Annotated in this window: 16 protein-coding genes; 13 read left to right on the top strand and 3 right to left on the bottom strand. The window is 33.7% G+C overall.

Annotation, left to right across the window (positions count from 1 at the left end):
* Positions 1–25 precede the first annotated feature (25 nt).
* From pdhA to auxB, 11 genes are all read left to right on the top strand, one after another.
* A complete protein-coding gene (gene pdhA / locus ACM6UH_RS09590) occupies positions 26–1138 on the top strand; it encodes a pyruvate dehydrogenase (acetyl-transferring) E1 component subunit alpha (RefSeq protein ID WP_002483677.1) in 1113 nt (370 codons plus the stop codon).
* Between the two features lie 3 nt (positions 1139–1141).
* Positions 1142–2119 (top strand): alpha-ketoacid dehydrogenase subunit beta, encoded by a 978-nt coding sequence (locus ACM6UH_RS09585; RefSeq protein WP_283995363.1) that lies wholly within the window; start codon positions 1142–1144, stop codon positions 2117–2119.
* Between the two features lie 144 nt (positions 2120–2263).
* Positions 2264–3565: a dihydrolipoamide acetyltransferase family protein gene (locus tag ACM6UH_RS09580; RefSeq protein WP_011303415.1), complete on the top strand. Its 1302-nt coding sequence runs from the start codon at positions 2264–2266 to the stop codon at positions 3563–3565.
* Between the two features lie 3 nt (positions 3566–3568).
* The gene (lpdA, locus tag ACM6UH_RS09575) at positions 3569–4975 is read left to right on the top strand and encodes a dihydrolipoyl dehydrogenase (RefSeq protein ID WP_002483674.1); all 1407 of its coding nucleotides are present in this window, start codon (positions 3569–3571) and stop codon (positions 4973–4975) included.
* Positions 4976–5207: 232 nt separating this feature from the next.
* A complete protein-coding gene (locus tag ACM6UH_RS09570) occupies positions 5208–5486 on the top strand; it encodes a UPF0223 family protein (RefSeq protein WP_002483673.1) in 279 nt (92 codons plus the stop codon).
* Positions 5487–5627: 141 nt separating this feature from the next.
* Positions 5628–6167: a helix-turn-helix domain-containing protein gene (locus ACM6UH_RS09565; RefSeq protein WP_011303414.1), complete on the top strand. Its 540-nt coding sequence runs from the start codon at positions 5628–5630 to the stop codon at positions 6165–6167.
* 12 nt (positions 6168–6179) lie between these two features.
* Positions 6180–7274 (top strand): ABC transporter ATP-binding protein, encoded by a 1095-nt coding sequence (locus ACM6UH_RS09560; protein WP_011303413.1) that lies wholly within the window; start codon positions 6180–6182, stop codon positions 7272–7274.
* Positions 7267–8070 (top strand): ABC transporter permease, encoded by an 804-nt coding sequence (locus ACM6UH_RS09555; RefSeq protein ID WP_011303412.1) that lies wholly within the window; start codon positions 7267–7269, stop codon positions 8068–8070. Before ACM6UH_RS09560 ends, ACM6UH_RS09555 begins: the two co-directional genes overlap by 8 nt.
* A 5-nt stretch (positions 8071–8075) precedes the next feature.
* On the top strand, positions 8076–8888 hold the full coding sequence (locus ACM6UH_RS09550) for an ABC transporter permease (RefSeq protein ID WP_011303411.1): 813 nt from the start codon (positions 8076–8078) through the stop codon (positions 8886–8888).
* Positions 8885–9958, top strand: coding sequence for an ABC transporter substrate-binding protein (locus ACM6UH_RS09545; protein ID WP_011303410.1), 1074 nt, complete (start codon positions 8885–8887; stop codon positions 9956–9958). Before ACM6UH_RS09550 ends, ACM6UH_RS09545 begins: the two co-directional genes overlap by 4 nt.
* 73 nt (positions 9959–10031) lie before the next feature.
* The gene (gene auxB / locus ACM6UH_RS09540) at positions 10032–11159 is read left to right on the top strand and encodes a lipoteichoic acid stability factor AuxB (RefSeq protein WP_011303409.1); all 1128 of its coding nucleotides are present in this window, start codon (positions 10032–10034) and stop codon (positions 11157–11159) included.
* Between the two features lie 119 nt (positions 11160–11278).
* Here the strand turns inward: auxB and ACM6UH_RS09535 are convergent, their stop codons facing one another.
* The gene (locus ACM6UH_RS09535; protein WP_046199698.1) at positions 11279–12634 is read right to left on the bottom strand and encodes an Nramp family divalent metal transporter; all 1356 of its coding nucleotides are present in this window, start codon (positions 12632–12634) and stop codon (positions 11279–11281) included.
* Between the two features lie 199 nt (positions 12635–12833).
* Between ACM6UH_RS09535 and ACM6UH_RS09530 the strand changes: the two genes are divergently transcribed.
* Positions 12834–13337, top strand: coding sequence for a DUF4064 domain-containing protein (locus ACM6UH_RS09530; protein WP_002483665.1), 504 nt, complete (start codon positions 12834–12836; stop codon positions 13335–13337).
* Positions 13338–13499: 162 nt separating this feature from the next.
* Here ACM6UH_RS09530 and ACM6UH_RS09525 read toward each other — a convergent pair whose 3' ends face one another.
* Positions 13500–14111, bottom strand: coding sequence for a YktB family protein (locus ACM6UH_RS09525; protein WP_011303407.1), 612 nt, complete (start codon positions 14109–14111; stop codon positions 13500–13502).
* 263 nt (positions 14112–14374) lie between these two features.
* Here ACM6UH_RS09525 and ACM6UH_RS09520 point away from each other — a divergent pair, with 263 nt between their 5' ends.
* A complete protein-coding gene (locus tag ACM6UH_RS09520) occupies positions 14375–15199 on the top strand; it encodes an inositol monophosphatase family protein (protein WP_002483663.1) in 825 nt (274 codons plus the stop codon).
* An 89-nt stretch (positions 15200–15288) separates the two neighbouring features.
* Here ACM6UH_RS09520 and ACM6UH_RS09515 read toward each other — a convergent pair whose 3' ends face one another.
* On the bottom strand, positions 15289–15480 hold the full coding sequence (locus tag ACM6UH_RS09515; RefSeq protein WP_011303406.1) for a DUF5325 family protein: 192 nt from the start codon (positions 15478–15480) through the stop codon (positions 15289–15291).
* Between the last annotated feature and the right edge of the window lies 1 nt (position 15481).

Raw genomic sequence — 15481 nt, 5'->3', positions numbered from 1 at the left:
ATACGGGAAAGGTTTGGTGAATTGAATGGCTCCGAAATTAAAAGCCCAATTCGATGCAGAGAAAGTATTGAATGATACTCAATCTCAATTTGAAATGATTCAAATTTTGGATGAAGATGGTAACGTCGTTAACGAAGATTTATTACCAGATTTGTCAGACGAGCAGTTAGTTGAATTAATGGAGAGAATGGTTTGGACACGTATCCTTGATCAACGTTCTATTTCATTAAATAGACAAGGTAGATTAGGTTTCTACGCTCCAACAGCAGGACAAGAAGCTTCACAATTAGCTTCTCAATACGCTTTAGAACAAGAAGATTTTATTTTACCAGGTTACCGTGATGTACCACAATTAATCTGGCAAGGATTACCTTTAACTGAAGCTTTCTTATTCTCAAGAGGTCACTTTAAAGGTAACAGAATGCCTGAAGGCGTTAATGCGTTAAGCCCACAAATTATTATTGGTGCACAGTATGTACAAACTGCTGGTGTAGCATTAGGTATTAAAAAACGTGGTAAGCAAGCTGTAGCAATTACTTATACTGGTGATGGTGGTTCTTCACAAGGTGATTTCTACGAAGGTATTAACTTTGCTTCTGCTTATAAAGCACCTGCAATTTTTGTAATCCAAAATAACAACTATGCTATCTCTACACCTCGTAGTAAACAAACAGCGGCAACTACTTTAGCTCAAAAAGCAATTGCTTGTGGTATCCCAGGTTTACAAGTTGATGGTATGGATGCATTAGCTGTATACCAAGCGACAAAAGAAGCGCGTGACCGTGCTGTTAATGGTGATGGTCCAACATTAATTGAAACAATTACTTACCGTTATGGTCCTCATACTATGGCTGGTGACGATCCAACTAAATACAGAACTTCAGATGAAGATTCTGAATGGGAGAAAAAGGATCCATTAGTTCGTTATAGAAAATTCCTTGAAGCTAAAGGTCTATGGACTGAAGAAAAAGAAAACGAAGTAATCGAACGTGCGAAAACTGATATTAAAGCTGCTATCAAAGAAGCAGATAATACAGAAAAACAAACTGTTATTGACTTGATGGAAAATATGTACGAAGAAATGCCTCAAAATTTAGCAGAGCAATATGAAATTTATAAAGAGAAGGAGTCGAAGTAACCGATGGCACAAATGACAATGGTACAAGCGATTAACAACGCGCTTAAAACCGAATTACAAAACGATGAAAATGTTTTACTTTTCGGTGAAGACGTCGGTGTTAACGGTGGTGTTTTCCGTGTAACTGAAGGTTTACAAAAAGAATTCGGTGAAGATCGTGTATTCGATACACCTTTAGCGGAATCTGGTATTGGTGGTTTAGCTTTAGGTTTAACTACTCAAGGATACCGTCCAGTTATGGAAATACAATTCTTAGGATTCGTATTTGAAGTATTCGACTCTGTAGCAGGACAATTAGCGCGTACGCGTTTCCGTTCTGGTAACTCTAAACAAGCACCAGTAACAATTCGTGCTCCATTTGGTGGCGGTGTACATACACCTGAATTACACGCTGATAACTTAGAAGGTATCTTAGCGCAATCACCTGGTCTAAGTGTTGTAATTCCTTCTAATCCTTACGATGCTAAAGGTTTATTAATTTCTGCAATCAGAAGTAACGACCCAGTTGTTTACTTAGAGCATATGAAATTATATCGTTCATTCCGTGACGAAGTACCTGAAGAAGAGTATACAATCGAAATTGGTAAAGCGAACGTTAAACAAGAAGGTAATGATATTACACTAATTGCTTATGGTGCGATGGTACAAGAATCATTAAAAGCAGCAGAAGAATTAGAAAAAGAAGGTTATTCAGTAGAAGTCATTGACTTACGTACTGTACAACCAATCGACATTGAAACACTTGTTGCTTCAGTTGAAAAAACTGGACGTGCTGTAGTAGTTCAAGAAGCGCAACGTCAAGCTGGTGTTGGTGCAGCAGTTGCTTCTGAATTAGCAGAACGTGCAATTCTTTCATTAGATGCTCCAATCGCTCGTGTTGCAGCAGCAGACACGGTTTATCCGTTTACGCAAGCTGAAAATGTTTGGTTACCAAACAAAAACGATATTGTTGATAAAGCAAAAGCAACATTAGAATTTTAATAATCACTGATAAGAAGTAGCGTATACGATAAGTCGATATACCTACTTCATTCAGGTTTATATATAAGCATGAGATTTGAGTTGTTTAGCGCATTCTCAATTTCTAATTTTTGACTTAATATGAAATTTTAGGAGGATAATAACGTGGCATTTGAATTTAAATTACCCGACATTGGTGAAGGTATCCACGAAGGTGAAATTGTAAAGTGGTTTGTTAAAGCTGGAGATACAATTGAAGAAGATGATGTATTAGCTGAAGTTCAAAACGACAAATCAGTTGTTGAAATTCCATCACCTGTTTCAGGTACTATCGAAGAAGTATTAGTAGATGAAGGTACTGTAGCAGTTGTTGGTGATACAATTGTTAAAATTGATGCACCTGATGCAGAAGACATGCAATTTAAAGGTAGCGAAAGTGACGAGGCTTCAAGCGAGTCAACAGAAGCTCCTGTTGAAGAAAGCACTAAAGAAGAAGCATCAGCACCTGCTCAATCTTCAAATGATGAAGAAGTAGATGAAAGTAAACGTGTTAAAGCAATGCCGTCAGTTCGTAAATACGCACGTGAAAATGGTGTTAACATTAAAGCTGTTTCAGGTTCAGGTAAAAACGGACGTACGACTAAAGAAGACGTTGATGCTTACTTAAATGGTGGACAAGCAACAGCTTCAAATGAAAGTGCAGTAGCAACTAGCGAAGAAACTACAAGTTCTGCACAATCAGCAGCAGTTTCTACAGAAGGGGAATACCCAGAAACTACTGAAAAAATACCTGCAATGCGTAAAGCAATTGCTAAAGCAATGGTTAACTCAAAACATACTGCACCTCACGTAACATTGATGGATGAAATTGATGTGCAAGAATTATGGGATCACCGTAAAAAATTCAAAGAAGTTGCAGCTGAACAAGGTACTAAATTAACTTTCTTACCTTACGTTGTCAAAGCACTTGTGTCTGCACTTAAAAAATACCCAGCACTTAATACTTCATTTAATGAAGAAGCTGGTGAAATCGTGCATAAACATTACTGGAATATCGGTATTGCAGCTGACACTGACAGAGGTTTACTCGTACCAGTAGTTAAAAATGCTGATCGCAAATCTATGTTTGCAATTTCAGACGAAATTAATGAACTTGCTGTCAAAGCACGTGATGGTAAATTATCAGCTGATGAAATGAAAGGTGCTACTTGTACAATTAGTAACATCGGTTCAGCAGGTGGACAATGGTTCACACCAGTTATCAATCACCCAGAAGTTGCTATCTTAGGTATTGGTCGTATTGCGCAAAAACCTATCGTAAAAGATGGAGAAATTGTTGCGGCACCAGTATTATCATTATCACTAAGCTTTGACCATAGACAAATTGATGGTGCAACTGGTCAAAACGCTATGAATCATATTAAACGTTTATTAAATAATCCAGAATTATTATTAATGGAGGGGTAAAACATGGTAGTTGGAGATTTCCCAATTGAAACAGATACTATTGTAATCGGAGCAGGACCTGGGGGCTATGTTGCAGCAATACGTGCAGCACAGTTAGGTCAAAAAGTAACAATCGTAGAAAAAGGCGAACTTGGTGGCGTATGTCTTAATGTAGGATGTATTCCTTCAAAAGCGTTATTACACGCTTCGCATCGTTATGATGAAACTAAAAACTCTGAAAATTTAGGTGTTATTGCTGAAAGTGTTTCACTTAAATTTGATAAAGTTCAAGAATTCAAACAATCAGTTGTTAAAAAATTAACTGGTGGTGTTGAAGGACTATTAAAAGGTAATAAAGTTGAAATCGTAAAAGGCGAAGCTTACTTTGTTGATAATAATAGCCTACGTGTTATGGACGAGAAAAGTGCTCAAACTTACAACTTCAAACACGCGATTATTGCAACTGGTTCTAGACCAATTGAAATCCCTAACTTCAAGTTTGGTGACCGTGTAATTGATTCAACTGGCGCTTTAAATTTACAAGATGTACCTGGTAAATTAGTTGTCGTTGGTGGCGGTTATATTGGTTCTGAATTAGGTACTGCATTTGCTAACTTTGGTTCTGAAGTAACTATTTTAGAAGGTGCTAAAGATATCTTAGGCGGTTTCGAAAAACAAATGACGCAACCTGTTAAAAAAGGTATGAAAGAAAAAGGCGTTGAAATTGTTACTGAAGCAATGGCGAAATCAGCTGAAGAAACAGACAATGGTGTTAAAGTGACTTATGAAGTAAAAGGTGAAGAACAAACAATCGACGCTGATTACGTATTAGTTACTGTTGGACGTCGTCCAAACACTGACGAATTAGGCTTAGAAGAATTAGGTCTTAAATTCGCAGATCGCGGTTTATTAGAAGTAGATAAACAAAGCCGTACATCAGTTGAAAACATCTTTGCAATTGGCGATATCGTACCAGGTTTACCACTTGCACATAAAGCAAGTTATGAAGCTAAAGTAGCTGCAGAAGTTATTGCTGGAGAAGCATCAGAAGTAGACTACATTGGTATGCCTGCTGTATGTTTCACTGAACCAGAATTAGCGACAGTTGGTTATACAGAAGCTCAAGCTAAAGAAGAAGGTTTAGCAGTTACTGCTTCTAAATTCCCTTATGCAGCTAATGGTCGTGCGTTATCATTAGATGATACAACTGGATTTGTTAAATTGTTAACACTTAAAGAAGATAATACATTAGTAGGTGCTCAAGTAGTAGGTACTGGGGCTTCTGATATTATTTCTGAATTAGGTTTAGCAATTGAATCAGGTATGAATGCTGAAGATTTAGCATTAACTATTCATGCTCACCCAACATTAGGTGAAATGTCTATGGAAGCTGCTGAAAAAGCATTAGGATTACCTATCCACACTATGTAATTATAAGTAATTTCATATAAATTTAATTGGGACTGGGACATCGATGAATGTCTCAGTCTCATTTGCTTTTATAGATATAGATAGCAATATCGAGTAGTTAATAAAATAATAGAATAGTATGATTACAGGTTTATTAAGTAAAATCTTTTACTGTTCCATTTTATTTATACATAAAGCATAGCAAACATAAATTGAGGTTTATCATAATTTGAATGAAAGGGTGTTAAAATCTATGGAGTACCAATATCCCATTGATTTAGATTGGTCAAATGATGAAATGATGCAAGTTGTTTCTTTCTTTAATGCAGTAGAATCCTATTATGAATCAAGTGTAGAAGGAGAAAAATTGTTAGATCGCTACAAACAATTTAAAAAAATCGTTCCAGGTAAAGCCGAGGAAAAACAAATTTTTAAAGAATTTGAAAATAGTAGTGGCTATAGCAGTTATCATGCAGTGAAAGCAGTTCAATCATCACCAGATCAAAAATTATTTTCAGCAAAAAGTAAATAAGTATTGTCTTCATCGTTATATTTTGATATTTTTATTAAGCATTAAACAAAATGTTTGATAAATATAAACAGCATATAACGATTTTTTAATTTTACATAATAGCATTAGATTCAATTTTGAAAATTACGAAAAGGTGACAATATGGAAATTGGAAAGAAAATTAAAAATTTAAGAAATATAAAAAAGTTAACGCAAGAAGAATTGGCAGAAAGAACAGATCTTTCAAAAGGTTATATTTCACAAATTGAAAGTCAATATGCATCACCAAGTATGGAAACATTTTTGAATATATTAGAAGTACTTGGCACAAGTCCGAGTGATTTTTTCAAAGAACCTAAATCTGAAAAAGTATTATATAAAAAAGCAACACAAATCACATACGATGAATATGATAAAGGTTATATTTTGAACTGGCCAGTCAGCCAATCAAACGAATTTGATATGGAACCATTGATATTAACTTTAAGAGCGAATGCATCATATAAAAATTTTGGACCATCTGAATCTGATACCTTCATATATTGCTTAAAAGGTGAAGTAGTACTCATGTTGGGTAATCAAAATTATTATGCAACAACTGGTGACGCGCTTTATTTTAAAGCGAACCAAATACATAGACTAGAAAATCAAACAGCGGATGAAGTACAAGTAATGATTGTTGTTACAGCTTCATATCTATAGGAGGACACGCGTATGGAACCATTATTATCATTTAAATCTGTAAGTAAGCAGTATGATGATATGCAGATATTAGACAAAATAGATATAGATATTGAATCAGGATATTTTTATACATTACTAGGGCCATCAGGTTGTGGTAAGACAACGATATTAAAATTAATTGCAGGTTTTGAAGAAGCTGATAATGGTGACATTATTTATCAAGGTAAATCAATTAATCATTTATCAGCGAATAAAAGAAAAGTTAATACTGTGTTCCAAGATTATGCGTTATTCCCTCACTTAAATGTCTATGACAATATCGCTTTTGGGCTAAAATTAAAAAAATTAGCTAAATCAGAAATCAAACGAAAAGTACATGAAGCATTGAAGTTAGTGAAACTGGAAGGTTATGAATCAAGAACGATAGAGGGCATTAGTGGTGGACAAAAACAACGTATTGCAATAGCAAGAGCAATTGTCAATGAGCCTGAAATTTTATTGTTAGATGAATCTCTATCTGCTTTGGATTTAAAATTAAGAACTGAAATGCAGTATGAACTTAGAGAAATACAATCTCGATTAGGCATTACATTTATTTTTGTTACACATGATCAAGAAGAAGCATTAGCGCTTAGTGATTATATATTTGTGATGAAAGATGGTAAAATCCAACAATTTGGTACGCCAATTGATATTTATGATGAACCAGTCAATCGTTTTGTTGCTGATTTTATCGGTGAATCAAATATCGTAGAAGGTAAGATGGTTAAAGATTACTTAGTGAATATCTATGGGCAAGATTTTGAATGTGTAGATATGGGTATACCTGAGCAAAAGAAAGTTGAAATTGTGATTCGTCCTGAAGATATTTCATTGATAGATGCAAAAAGTGGACTGTTTGAAGTTACTGTAGATTCTATGTTATTTCGAGGCGTGCATTATGAAATAAATTGTATTGATAGAAAAGGCTATGAATGGATGATTCATTCAACTAAAAAAGCAGAAGTAGGTAGTAAAGTAGGTTTATACTTCGATCCTGAAGCAATTCATATTATGGTTCCTGGTGAGACAGAAGAAGAATTTGATAAACGAATTGAAAGTTACGAGGAACAAGACAATGCGTAAACTGAATCGATTTCTCTTTATCCCATATGTATTATGGATGATATTATTTATTATTGTACCTGTGTTATTACTTGTTTATTTTTCACTATTTGATATTCAGGGTCATTTCAGTTTTGAAAATTATAAACAAATGTTTTCGTGGAAATACTTTAGCATGATTTGGGATTCAGTTATTTTTGCAGCTGTCATTACTATCATTACATTGTTCATTAGTTATCCAGCTGCTTATTTTATACGAAATTCAAAATATCAAAATTTATGGTTAATGATACTCATTATTCCAACTTGGATTAATTTACTTCTAAAGACCTATGCATTTATAGGGTTATTGAGTCATGATGGTGTTATCAATCAAATGTTAAATTTATTACATTTACCTAAAATGGATTTATTATTTACTGTACCTGCATTTATACTTGTTGCCAGTTATATTTATATACCATTTATGATTTTACCCATTTTCAATAGTATGAAAGACATCCCTAATAACATTTTACAAGCCTCTAGTGATTTAGGTGCTAGTCCGTTTACGACTTTCCGAAAAATCATCTTACCACTTACAAAACAAGGTGTGTTAACAGGGGTTCAAGTGACATTTATTCCAGCATTATCGTTATTTATGATAACAAGGTTAATTGCTGGAAATAAAGTGATTAACATAGGAACTGCGATAGAGGAACAATTTCTAGTGATTCAAAACTACGGCATGGGTTCCACTATAGCATTATGTTTGATTCTCTTTATGGCGTTAGTGTTAATCATTACGAATACTAAATCTACAAATGGAAAAGGGTGAGTCATATGAAATGGTACGGTAAATTATACCTTGGTATATTAATTGCAATATTGTATATTCCAATTTTATTTTTAATGGTATATTCATTTAATTCTGCTGGGAATATGATTCATTTTGAGCATTTCACTTTGGAACATTATCAATCCTTGTTTAGTAATGATCGTCTAATGTCAGTTATATTTAATACGATTGCTGTTGCCTTGTTAGCGGCGGCTTTTGCTACTGTGATCGGTACAATGGGAGCAATTGGTTTATACCATTTGCGAAATAAAAAATTAAAAGTTTCATTGTTGACGCTCAATAATGTATTAATGGTATCTTCTGATGTAGTGATTGGTGCTTCGTTTTTGATTATGTTTACAGCCATTGGCCATTTTACTGGTTTAGGTTTAGGATTTTTAACGGTGCTCATTTCTCACATTGCATTTTGTATACCAATTGTTGTGATTATTGTATTGCCTAAATTATATGAAATGAATGATCATACATTAAATGCAGCACGTGATCTTGGAGCGACTGAATTGCAAGTATTAAACAAAGTCATGTTACCTCATTTAATGCCCGCAGTTATTGGTGGTTTTTTTATGGCGCTTACCTATTCACTTGATGACTTCACAGTAAGTTTCTTTGTTACTGGTAATGGTTTTAGTGTACTATCTGTAGAAGTATACGCCATGGCAAGAAAAGGAATAAGTATGGAAATTAATGCGATTTCTACTATATTATTCTTAGTTATCATGCTGGGTATATTAGCTTATTATTTAATTCAGAACACGCTAAAACACAAAAAACATAGCAAAAGAGGTGTGCAACAATGAAACGATTTTTACAATTAATTATAATTTCAATTGTTGTTGGCGTGATTTGTTTACTTATAAGTCAAAAGTTCACATCTAAAGACCATTCTGCGAGTGGTGAAAAAATATATGTCTATAACTGGGGAGAGTATATCGATCCTAGTTTGATAAAAAAATTCCAAAAAGAAACGGGTATTGAAGTAGTTTATGAAACATTTGATTCTAATGAAGCAATGGAAGCAAAAATACGGAATGGTGGCACAAATTATGATGTTGCTTTTCCAAGTGAATATACTGTTCAAAAATTAAAAAAAGAGAATTTGTTATTGCCGCTAAATCATGAGAAAATACCAAATATGAAGAATTTAGATTCAGATTATATGAATATGTCATTTGATCAAGGTAATCGATACTCTGTTCCTTATTTCTTTGGCACAGTAGGAATTCTTTATAATAAAAAAGCTTATCCGAATGATCATTTCGATTCTTGGAAGCAACTATATGATAAAAAGTATAACAATGATGTACTCTTGGTTGATGGTGCTAGAGAAGCCATAGGTTTAGCCTTGAATAAATTAGGCTACAGTTTAAATGATACAAATTCACAACATTTAGCAGAAGCTGAAAAAACATTATCACACCTAGGACCCAATGTTAAAGGTGTTGTAGGTGATGAAATAACGATGATGTTAGAGCAACATGAAGCAAATGTTGCGGTTGTATGGAGTGGCGTAGCAGCACCTATGGTACAAGGTAGTGATGAATTTAACTATGTTGTACCGAAAGAAGGATCTAATCTTTGGTTCGATAATATGGTGATGCCTAAGACAGCACAAAATAAAGCGGGCGCCTATAAATTTATGAACTTTCTATTAGACGAAGAAATTAGCAAGCAAAATACTGAATGGGTTGGTTATGCTACACCTAATAAAGCAGCAAGAGAGAAATTACCAGATGAAGTTAAAAATGATAAGCGTTTTTATCCTACACAGCAAGACCAAAACAGACTGGAAGTTTATAAAGATTTAGGTAAAGAAACATTAAGCGAATATAATGAGCGATTTTTAAATTTTAAAATCTCCTTGAAATAAGGCGTAGTTAGTAGTTATTTTGCCATTAATTCGCTATAATAGTTTGACAAGCAATATAAGGAGTTGTAAAAATATGTCAGGAGAGCAATATACTCAAGTTAGACGACCAGTGAGTCGACTAGCAGAAAAAGTATTAGGTTGGTTAAGTTGGGTATTCTTATTACTACTAACCGTAATTACGATGTTTATTGCACTAGTATCTTTTAGTAGTGAAACATCAATACAAAATTTAGAAACAACGCTAAATGGTAATGACTTTGTTCAACAAATTCTAGCAAATAATAGTTTGAATACGACACAATTTGTTATTTGGCTACAAAATGGTGTATGGGCAGTCATTGTATACTTTATCGTATGTTTACTGTTATCATTCTTAGCACTGATATCTATGAATATTAGAATCTTATCAGGGTTCTTATTTTTATTGGCTACGGTTATAACATTACCGCTCGTATTATTATTTGTACCACTTATCATACCAATTCTATTTTTAATCGTTGCAATCATGATGTTTGCTCGAAAAGACAAAGTAGAAACAGTACCTGCATATTATACTGAAGGTTATAGAGGTCATTATTCTGATTATGATCAACCGTCAGAACCAGAACCACAACCTCAATATTATGAGAAACAACAAACTGCTGATGTTGAACAACCTACTAATGATGATTCGTTAAGAAGAGGGGGCTATTCATCTGAAGTTGCTAATAAAGTAAATGGTAAAAATGATGCGACTGAAGAGGAACCTCAAGTTCTATCAAGACAAGAAAAATACAACTATAAGCAGAAAAAACAAAATGAGACGCAAGCAGATGCGCAAAATGTGGAAGATGATTTTGGTAATGTGAGTGATGTGTATGATGAATCTGGTGAATACGTATCTAAGCATAACCAAGAAGATGAAGCAGCTGCAGCACAACGTAGACAAGAAGAACATGAAGCGGAGCAACGTCGTCAACAAGCTGAGTATGAAGAACAACAACGTCGACAACAAGCTGAGGCCGAAGAAGCGGCGCGATTAAAACAAGAAAAAGCTGAAGAAAAAATGCGTGTTAAGCAAGAGAAGAAAGAACGTAAGAAACGCGAAAAAGAAAGACGCAAACAACAGCCGAGCGCAGTTAGTCAACGCAGACAAAATTTTGAAGAACGCAAAAAGATGACGTCTCATGAAACTGAAAAAGATCAACAAGATAAATCGTAATAAGAGACGATGCTTAATAAAAAAGATGAGCGAGGACATAAAGTGTACCTCGCTCATCTTTTTTATGTTTATCTTTTACATAAAATATTCATTTTAGTTATATACAATAATGCTATATATTATAACTCTTGGAATGTTTGAATAATTAGGTAAATATTTAGAATGCTAAGTATAATGATTAAACACCATGATATGATATTTACCCATAATTTATTTTTAAATTGTCCCATTAAACGTTTGTCATTCGTTGATAATTGAAGTGGAATGAGTGAAAATGGTAAAGCTAAACTTAAAAATACTTGTGAAAATACTAATAATTGTTCCATTTTTGCTTCATTACTATTAAAGACGATTAAACAGATAATGATAGGTAATATCGCAATTAAACGTGTAATCAATCTTCGTAACCAATTTGGTATTTTTAAATTTATAAAACCTTCCATGACGATTTGACCTGCCATTGTTCCAGTTATTGTAGAATTTTGACCTGACGCAAGCAGTGCGATTGCAAATAAAGTACTCATAATTGCACCTAACGACGCGCCTAATAATGGTTGATTCTGTAATGCATTATATAAATCATAGAATCCACCTAATTGCTCTGTATTTACACCAAAGAAAAGCGCTGCCCCTAATACTAGTAATAAACAATTCACGATGAATGCAATTGATAATTGTATATTTGAGTCCATTGTTGCATATTTGATTGCGTGTGCTTTTGATTGTATGCTATTGCGATCATACATACGTGATTGAACGATTGATGAATGTAAATATAAGTTGTGCGGCATAATTGTCGCTCCGATAATACCTAATGCAATAAAGAGTGCACCATTATCTGTAATAATTGTTGAACTCGGAACAAAACCATTTAATACTTCAGTAACGTGAGGTGATGCAATAAATACCTCGAAAACAAAAATAACAAGTACTGTGAATATAAGTGTTCCCACAATTGCTTCGATTTTTCTAAAACCAAAGCGCATAATAAATAGTAATAAGAAAACATCAAATACTGTGATTAACGCGCCTACAAGAAGCGGAATACCAAATAATAAATCTAAGGCAATGGCACTACCTATAACTTCTGCTATATCTGTCGCGATAATTGCTAACTCAGCAATGATCCAAAATACAAATGCAACGGGTTTATTTAAATAGTGTTTAGTAGCCTGAGCTAAGTCCATACCTGTTGATATTCCTAACCTTATTGTCATACTTTGTAATAACATTGCTGACAGACTAGAAAGTAAAATCACGAATAGCAAAATGTATCCAAACTGCGCGCCACCTTGCATAGAAGTAATCCAATTACCTGGATCCATATAGCCAACAGCGACTAATAAACCTGGCCCTAAAAATGAAAATAATTTTTGGCTAAATTTGCCATGAGTATTGATGGAAACCGTATTATTAATTTCATCTAAACTCTTATTATGGGTTTGAACATGATTTTTCAATACCCCCACCTCCATATTAATTTATTAACATTTTATAGATTACTCCAAAATAATTATTAGGTCAACCTAAAAATACATAGAGAATAAATTTCTTGGCTACATTAAATTTTGAATAGGGGCTATTGATTAATTAGTTTGATCATTATACGAGATGATTTTTAATTAAATGCAATTTTGATATGATAGAGGAAAGTATAATCTAAGGAGGAAGTCGATGAATAGGAAACCTGAACGTATCATGGCGTGGATTGCAAATGGTCTTAGTATACTGTTTCTATTATTAATGGTTCTAGTCTTTTCATTTATGAATGTACCAGAATTTAAAGAGGCATTTCATCAAATGAATCAGCAACAAGGACTAGAAATGTCGATGGAAACATTTAAAACATCTATTATGTTTCAAGGCGTTTTATTAATTATTTCTACGATACTTGGTATATTGGGAACTTTTATTATCAAAGGAAATCGTGTGTTGGCTGCTTGTGTTTTTATAATTGCAGCAATCACTAGTATATTTTCCGGGAATTTTGTTGCGCTCATTTTGTGGTTTATTGTTGGTATCATGTTATTCGTCAAAAAGGATAAGCGCTTTGACCATCACAAAGGTATTGTTTCAAACGATAACGCTAATGATACGCATAATGCCAATCGAACTGAGGACATGGATCCAGATCGTGAAATGAAACAGAAGAAAGATAATGACCCTTATATTTATTAAGTATCATTAGGCAACATACAAAATATCATGATTTAAATCTGTGTTAATAAATAGCGTGATAACGCAAAAAAACAACTGACCTCATACATTGTCGTACCTTCATAAATGAGTTATATAACTCATTTATGAAGGTGACATTAGAATCGTATAGGTCAGTTGTTTTTATTTATAAAATTTTAACAGTTGTTCAAACGTTTCTTCTAAGAAAGATAGGAAAGCTTTATCATTTTTAAGGTGTTCTGAATTTGGTGACAAAGTACGAGCAACGAAAAATTCACCTTTTTTCACTTCTTTAACGCGCCTAAACGCTTTGAATAAATCTTCGTCAGTCATATTGTGGATATACGTTTTTTCTTGACTCATATGGTCTAAACTCACGCTATAATCTGAGGGTAAATTTCTCAATGCATCGAATTGATCTACAAAAGCTTGTACTTGTTGCGCTTTATCCTTGGCTTCATGCATCACACCATACATAACGAACAATTGATTTTCAAAAAGGCCTATTTGAAAATGTGGTTGCATTTTATAACCACGATTATTTGTTGCAAAAGCGACCCAAGTATCTTTGGGTGGATTGACACTTCTACGTGCATGTTTAGCAACATGTGGATAGAAAATTTCGCCAGTAGCAGTTTCCAAGTATTGTGCGAAGTAGTCACCCAAATGATTTAATTGTGGTCTAACGCGTTCGTTGAGTGCTTCCATTCTTGCATCAAGACCATCAACAGTGAATGCTTTAAAATTCTTAGGTTTAAATGTATATTTAGTCATTTGGTCCTCCTATAATCATTCTATACGTTTGTATTGTAGCATAATATAAACATTGAAACATTTGCTTTGCTCTATACCCTTATGATACTGAATAAGTGATATCTAGTGCGTGTATACAACGAGTAAAAAGGGTAATTATAATAGATAAATCATACTTAGATGAAATTTAATGCTTGATTATTGAAGTATTTAATAAATTGTTGGCTAATATCTTTTTAAGTATTAACTAATGTATAATAAATAGTGAACAAGGAGCTGATACAATGACTGTTTATGAATTTGCAAAAGGCCTTATATTAGAAGCAGGAATCAATGTAAAAAAAATAATGAAACAAGACATTAAGATTGAGACAAAATCAAATCCTAATGATCTAGTGACGAATGTGGATAAAGCTACGGAGAAATATCTTTTTGATAACATCAAGCAAACATACCCGAATCATTTAGTTATAGGTGAAGAAGGACATGGACATGAGCTGAAAGACGAGGCAGGGGTAGTTTGGGTTATCGATCCAATTGATGGTACGTTGAATTTTGTACATCAGCAAGAAAATTTTGCAATTTCAATCGGTATCTATAATGATGGGAAACCATATGCTGGCTTTGTTTATGACGTTATGAACGATGTATTATATCATGCTAAAACGGGTGAAGGCGCATATGAAAACGGTAATTTGTTACCAGCAATTTCTTCCACACAACTAAAAACGAGTATTATTGGTATCAATCCCAATTGGCTAACTAAACCACGCTTAGGTGAAATGTTTAAACCCATCGTAAATGAAGCAAGGAGCGCGCGTGCCTATGGTTCTGCAGCGTTAGAAATCATACACGTGGCAACTGGTAAATTAGGTGCATATATGACACCTAGATTACAACCATGGGATTTTGCAGGTGGTTTGATTATCTTAAATGAAGTGGGGGGCGTCGGCACAAACTTATTAGGAGAACCCTTATCCATATATGAACCGAGTTCGATTATAATGGCAAATAAGGATTTACATTCAGAGTTAATAGATAACCATTTCAAAAAAAATTATGAAATAGTTCAATTATTACAGCAAAAATTAAAAGCTAAAAATGATTAGCTAAATCGATTTTTAAAAATAAAAAAGCGTCTCACTCCTACTTAGAAGAGTGAGACGTATTTATGAATATATGTTAAATCAACATGAAATTATAGCCAATCATTTTCACGATATTTCTTCTTTAACGTGAAACCGTAACCAAATGTTGCAATGAATAATATAAATGTTAAAATCATGAATGGAACATTTGTAGCAGCTAAACTGAAGCTAAATAAAAGTAAAAATATTATAGCAACCACAGCGAGTACCCAAAATATTGCTTTTGATTTTTTTTGTTGCATC

This window comes from Staphylococcus sp. LKG4-2 (assembly GCF_050955665.1).
In the GTDB taxonomy this organism is placed as follows: domain Bacteria; phylum Bacillota; class Bacilli; order Staphylococcales; family Staphylococcaceae; genus Staphylococcus; species Staphylococcus saprophyticus.
This window is presented reverse-complemented; position numbering and strand designations above follow the sequence as displayed.

What these genes read in the sequence shown, in the direction of transcription:
- ACM6UH_RS09570 (WP_002483673.1), top strand. Translation starts at nt 5,208, where the DNA reads ATGGAGTACCAATATCCCATTGATTTAGATTGGTCAAATGATGAAATG.
- ACM6UH_RS09585 (WP_283995363.1), top strand. Translation starts at nt 1,142, where the DNA reads ATGGCACAAATGACAATGGTACAAGCGATTAACAACGCGCTTAAAACC.
- ACM6UH_RS09530 (WP_002483665.1), top strand. Translation starts at nt 12,834, where the DNA reads ATGAATAGGAAACCTGAACGTATCATGGCGTGGATTGCAAATGGTCTT.
- lpdA (WP_002483674.1), top strand. Translation starts at nt 3,569, where the DNA reads ATGGTAGTTGGAGATTTCCCAATTGAAACAGATACTATTGTAATCGGA.
- auxB (WP_011303409.1), top strand. Translation starts at nt 10,032, where the DNA reads ATGTCAGGAGAGCAATATACTCAAGTTAGACGACCAGTGAGTCGACTA.
- ACM6UH_RS09545 (WP_011303410.1), top strand. Translation starts at nt 8,885, where the DNA reads ATGAAACGATTTTTACAATTAATTATAATTTCAATTGTTGTTGGCGTG.
- ACM6UH_RS09515 (WP_011303406.1), bottom strand. Translation starts at nt 15,480, where the DNA reads ATGCAACAAAAAAAATCAAAAGCAATATTTTGGGTACTCGCTGTGGTT.
- ACM6UH_RS09535 (WP_046199698.1), bottom strand. Translation starts at nt 12,634, where the DNA reads ATGGAGGTGGGGGTATTGAAAAATCATGTTCAAACCCATAATAAGAGT.
- ACM6UH_RS09520 (WP_002483663.1), top strand. Translation starts at nt 14,375, where the DNA reads ATGACTGTTTATGAATTTGCAAAAGGCCTTATATTAGAAGCAGGAATC.
- ACM6UH_RS09560 (WP_011303413.1), top strand. Translation starts at nt 6,180, where the DNA reads ATGGAACCATTATTATCATTTAAATCTGTAAGTAAGCAGTATGATGAT.
- ACM6UH_RS09555 (WP_011303412.1), top strand. Translation starts at nt 7,267, where the DNA reads ATGCGTAAACTGAATCGATTTCTCTTTATCCCATATGTATTATGGATG.
- ACM6UH_RS09565 (WP_011303414.1), top strand. Translation starts at nt 5,628, where the DNA reads ATGGAAATTGGAAAGAAAATTAAAAATTTAAGAAATATAAAAAAGTTA.
- ACM6UH_RS09550 (WP_011303411.1), top strand. Translation starts at nt 8,076, where the DNA reads ATGAAATGGTACGGTAAATTATACCTTGGTATATTAATTGCAATATTG.
- pdhA (WP_002483677.1), top strand. Translation starts at nt 26, where the DNA reads ATGGCTCCGAAATTAAAAGCCCAATTCGATGCAGAGAAAGTATTGAAT.
- ACM6UH_RS09525 (WP_011303407.1), bottom strand. Translation starts at nt 14,111, where the DNA reads ATGACTAAATATACATTTAAACCTAAGAATTTTAAAGCATTCACTGTT.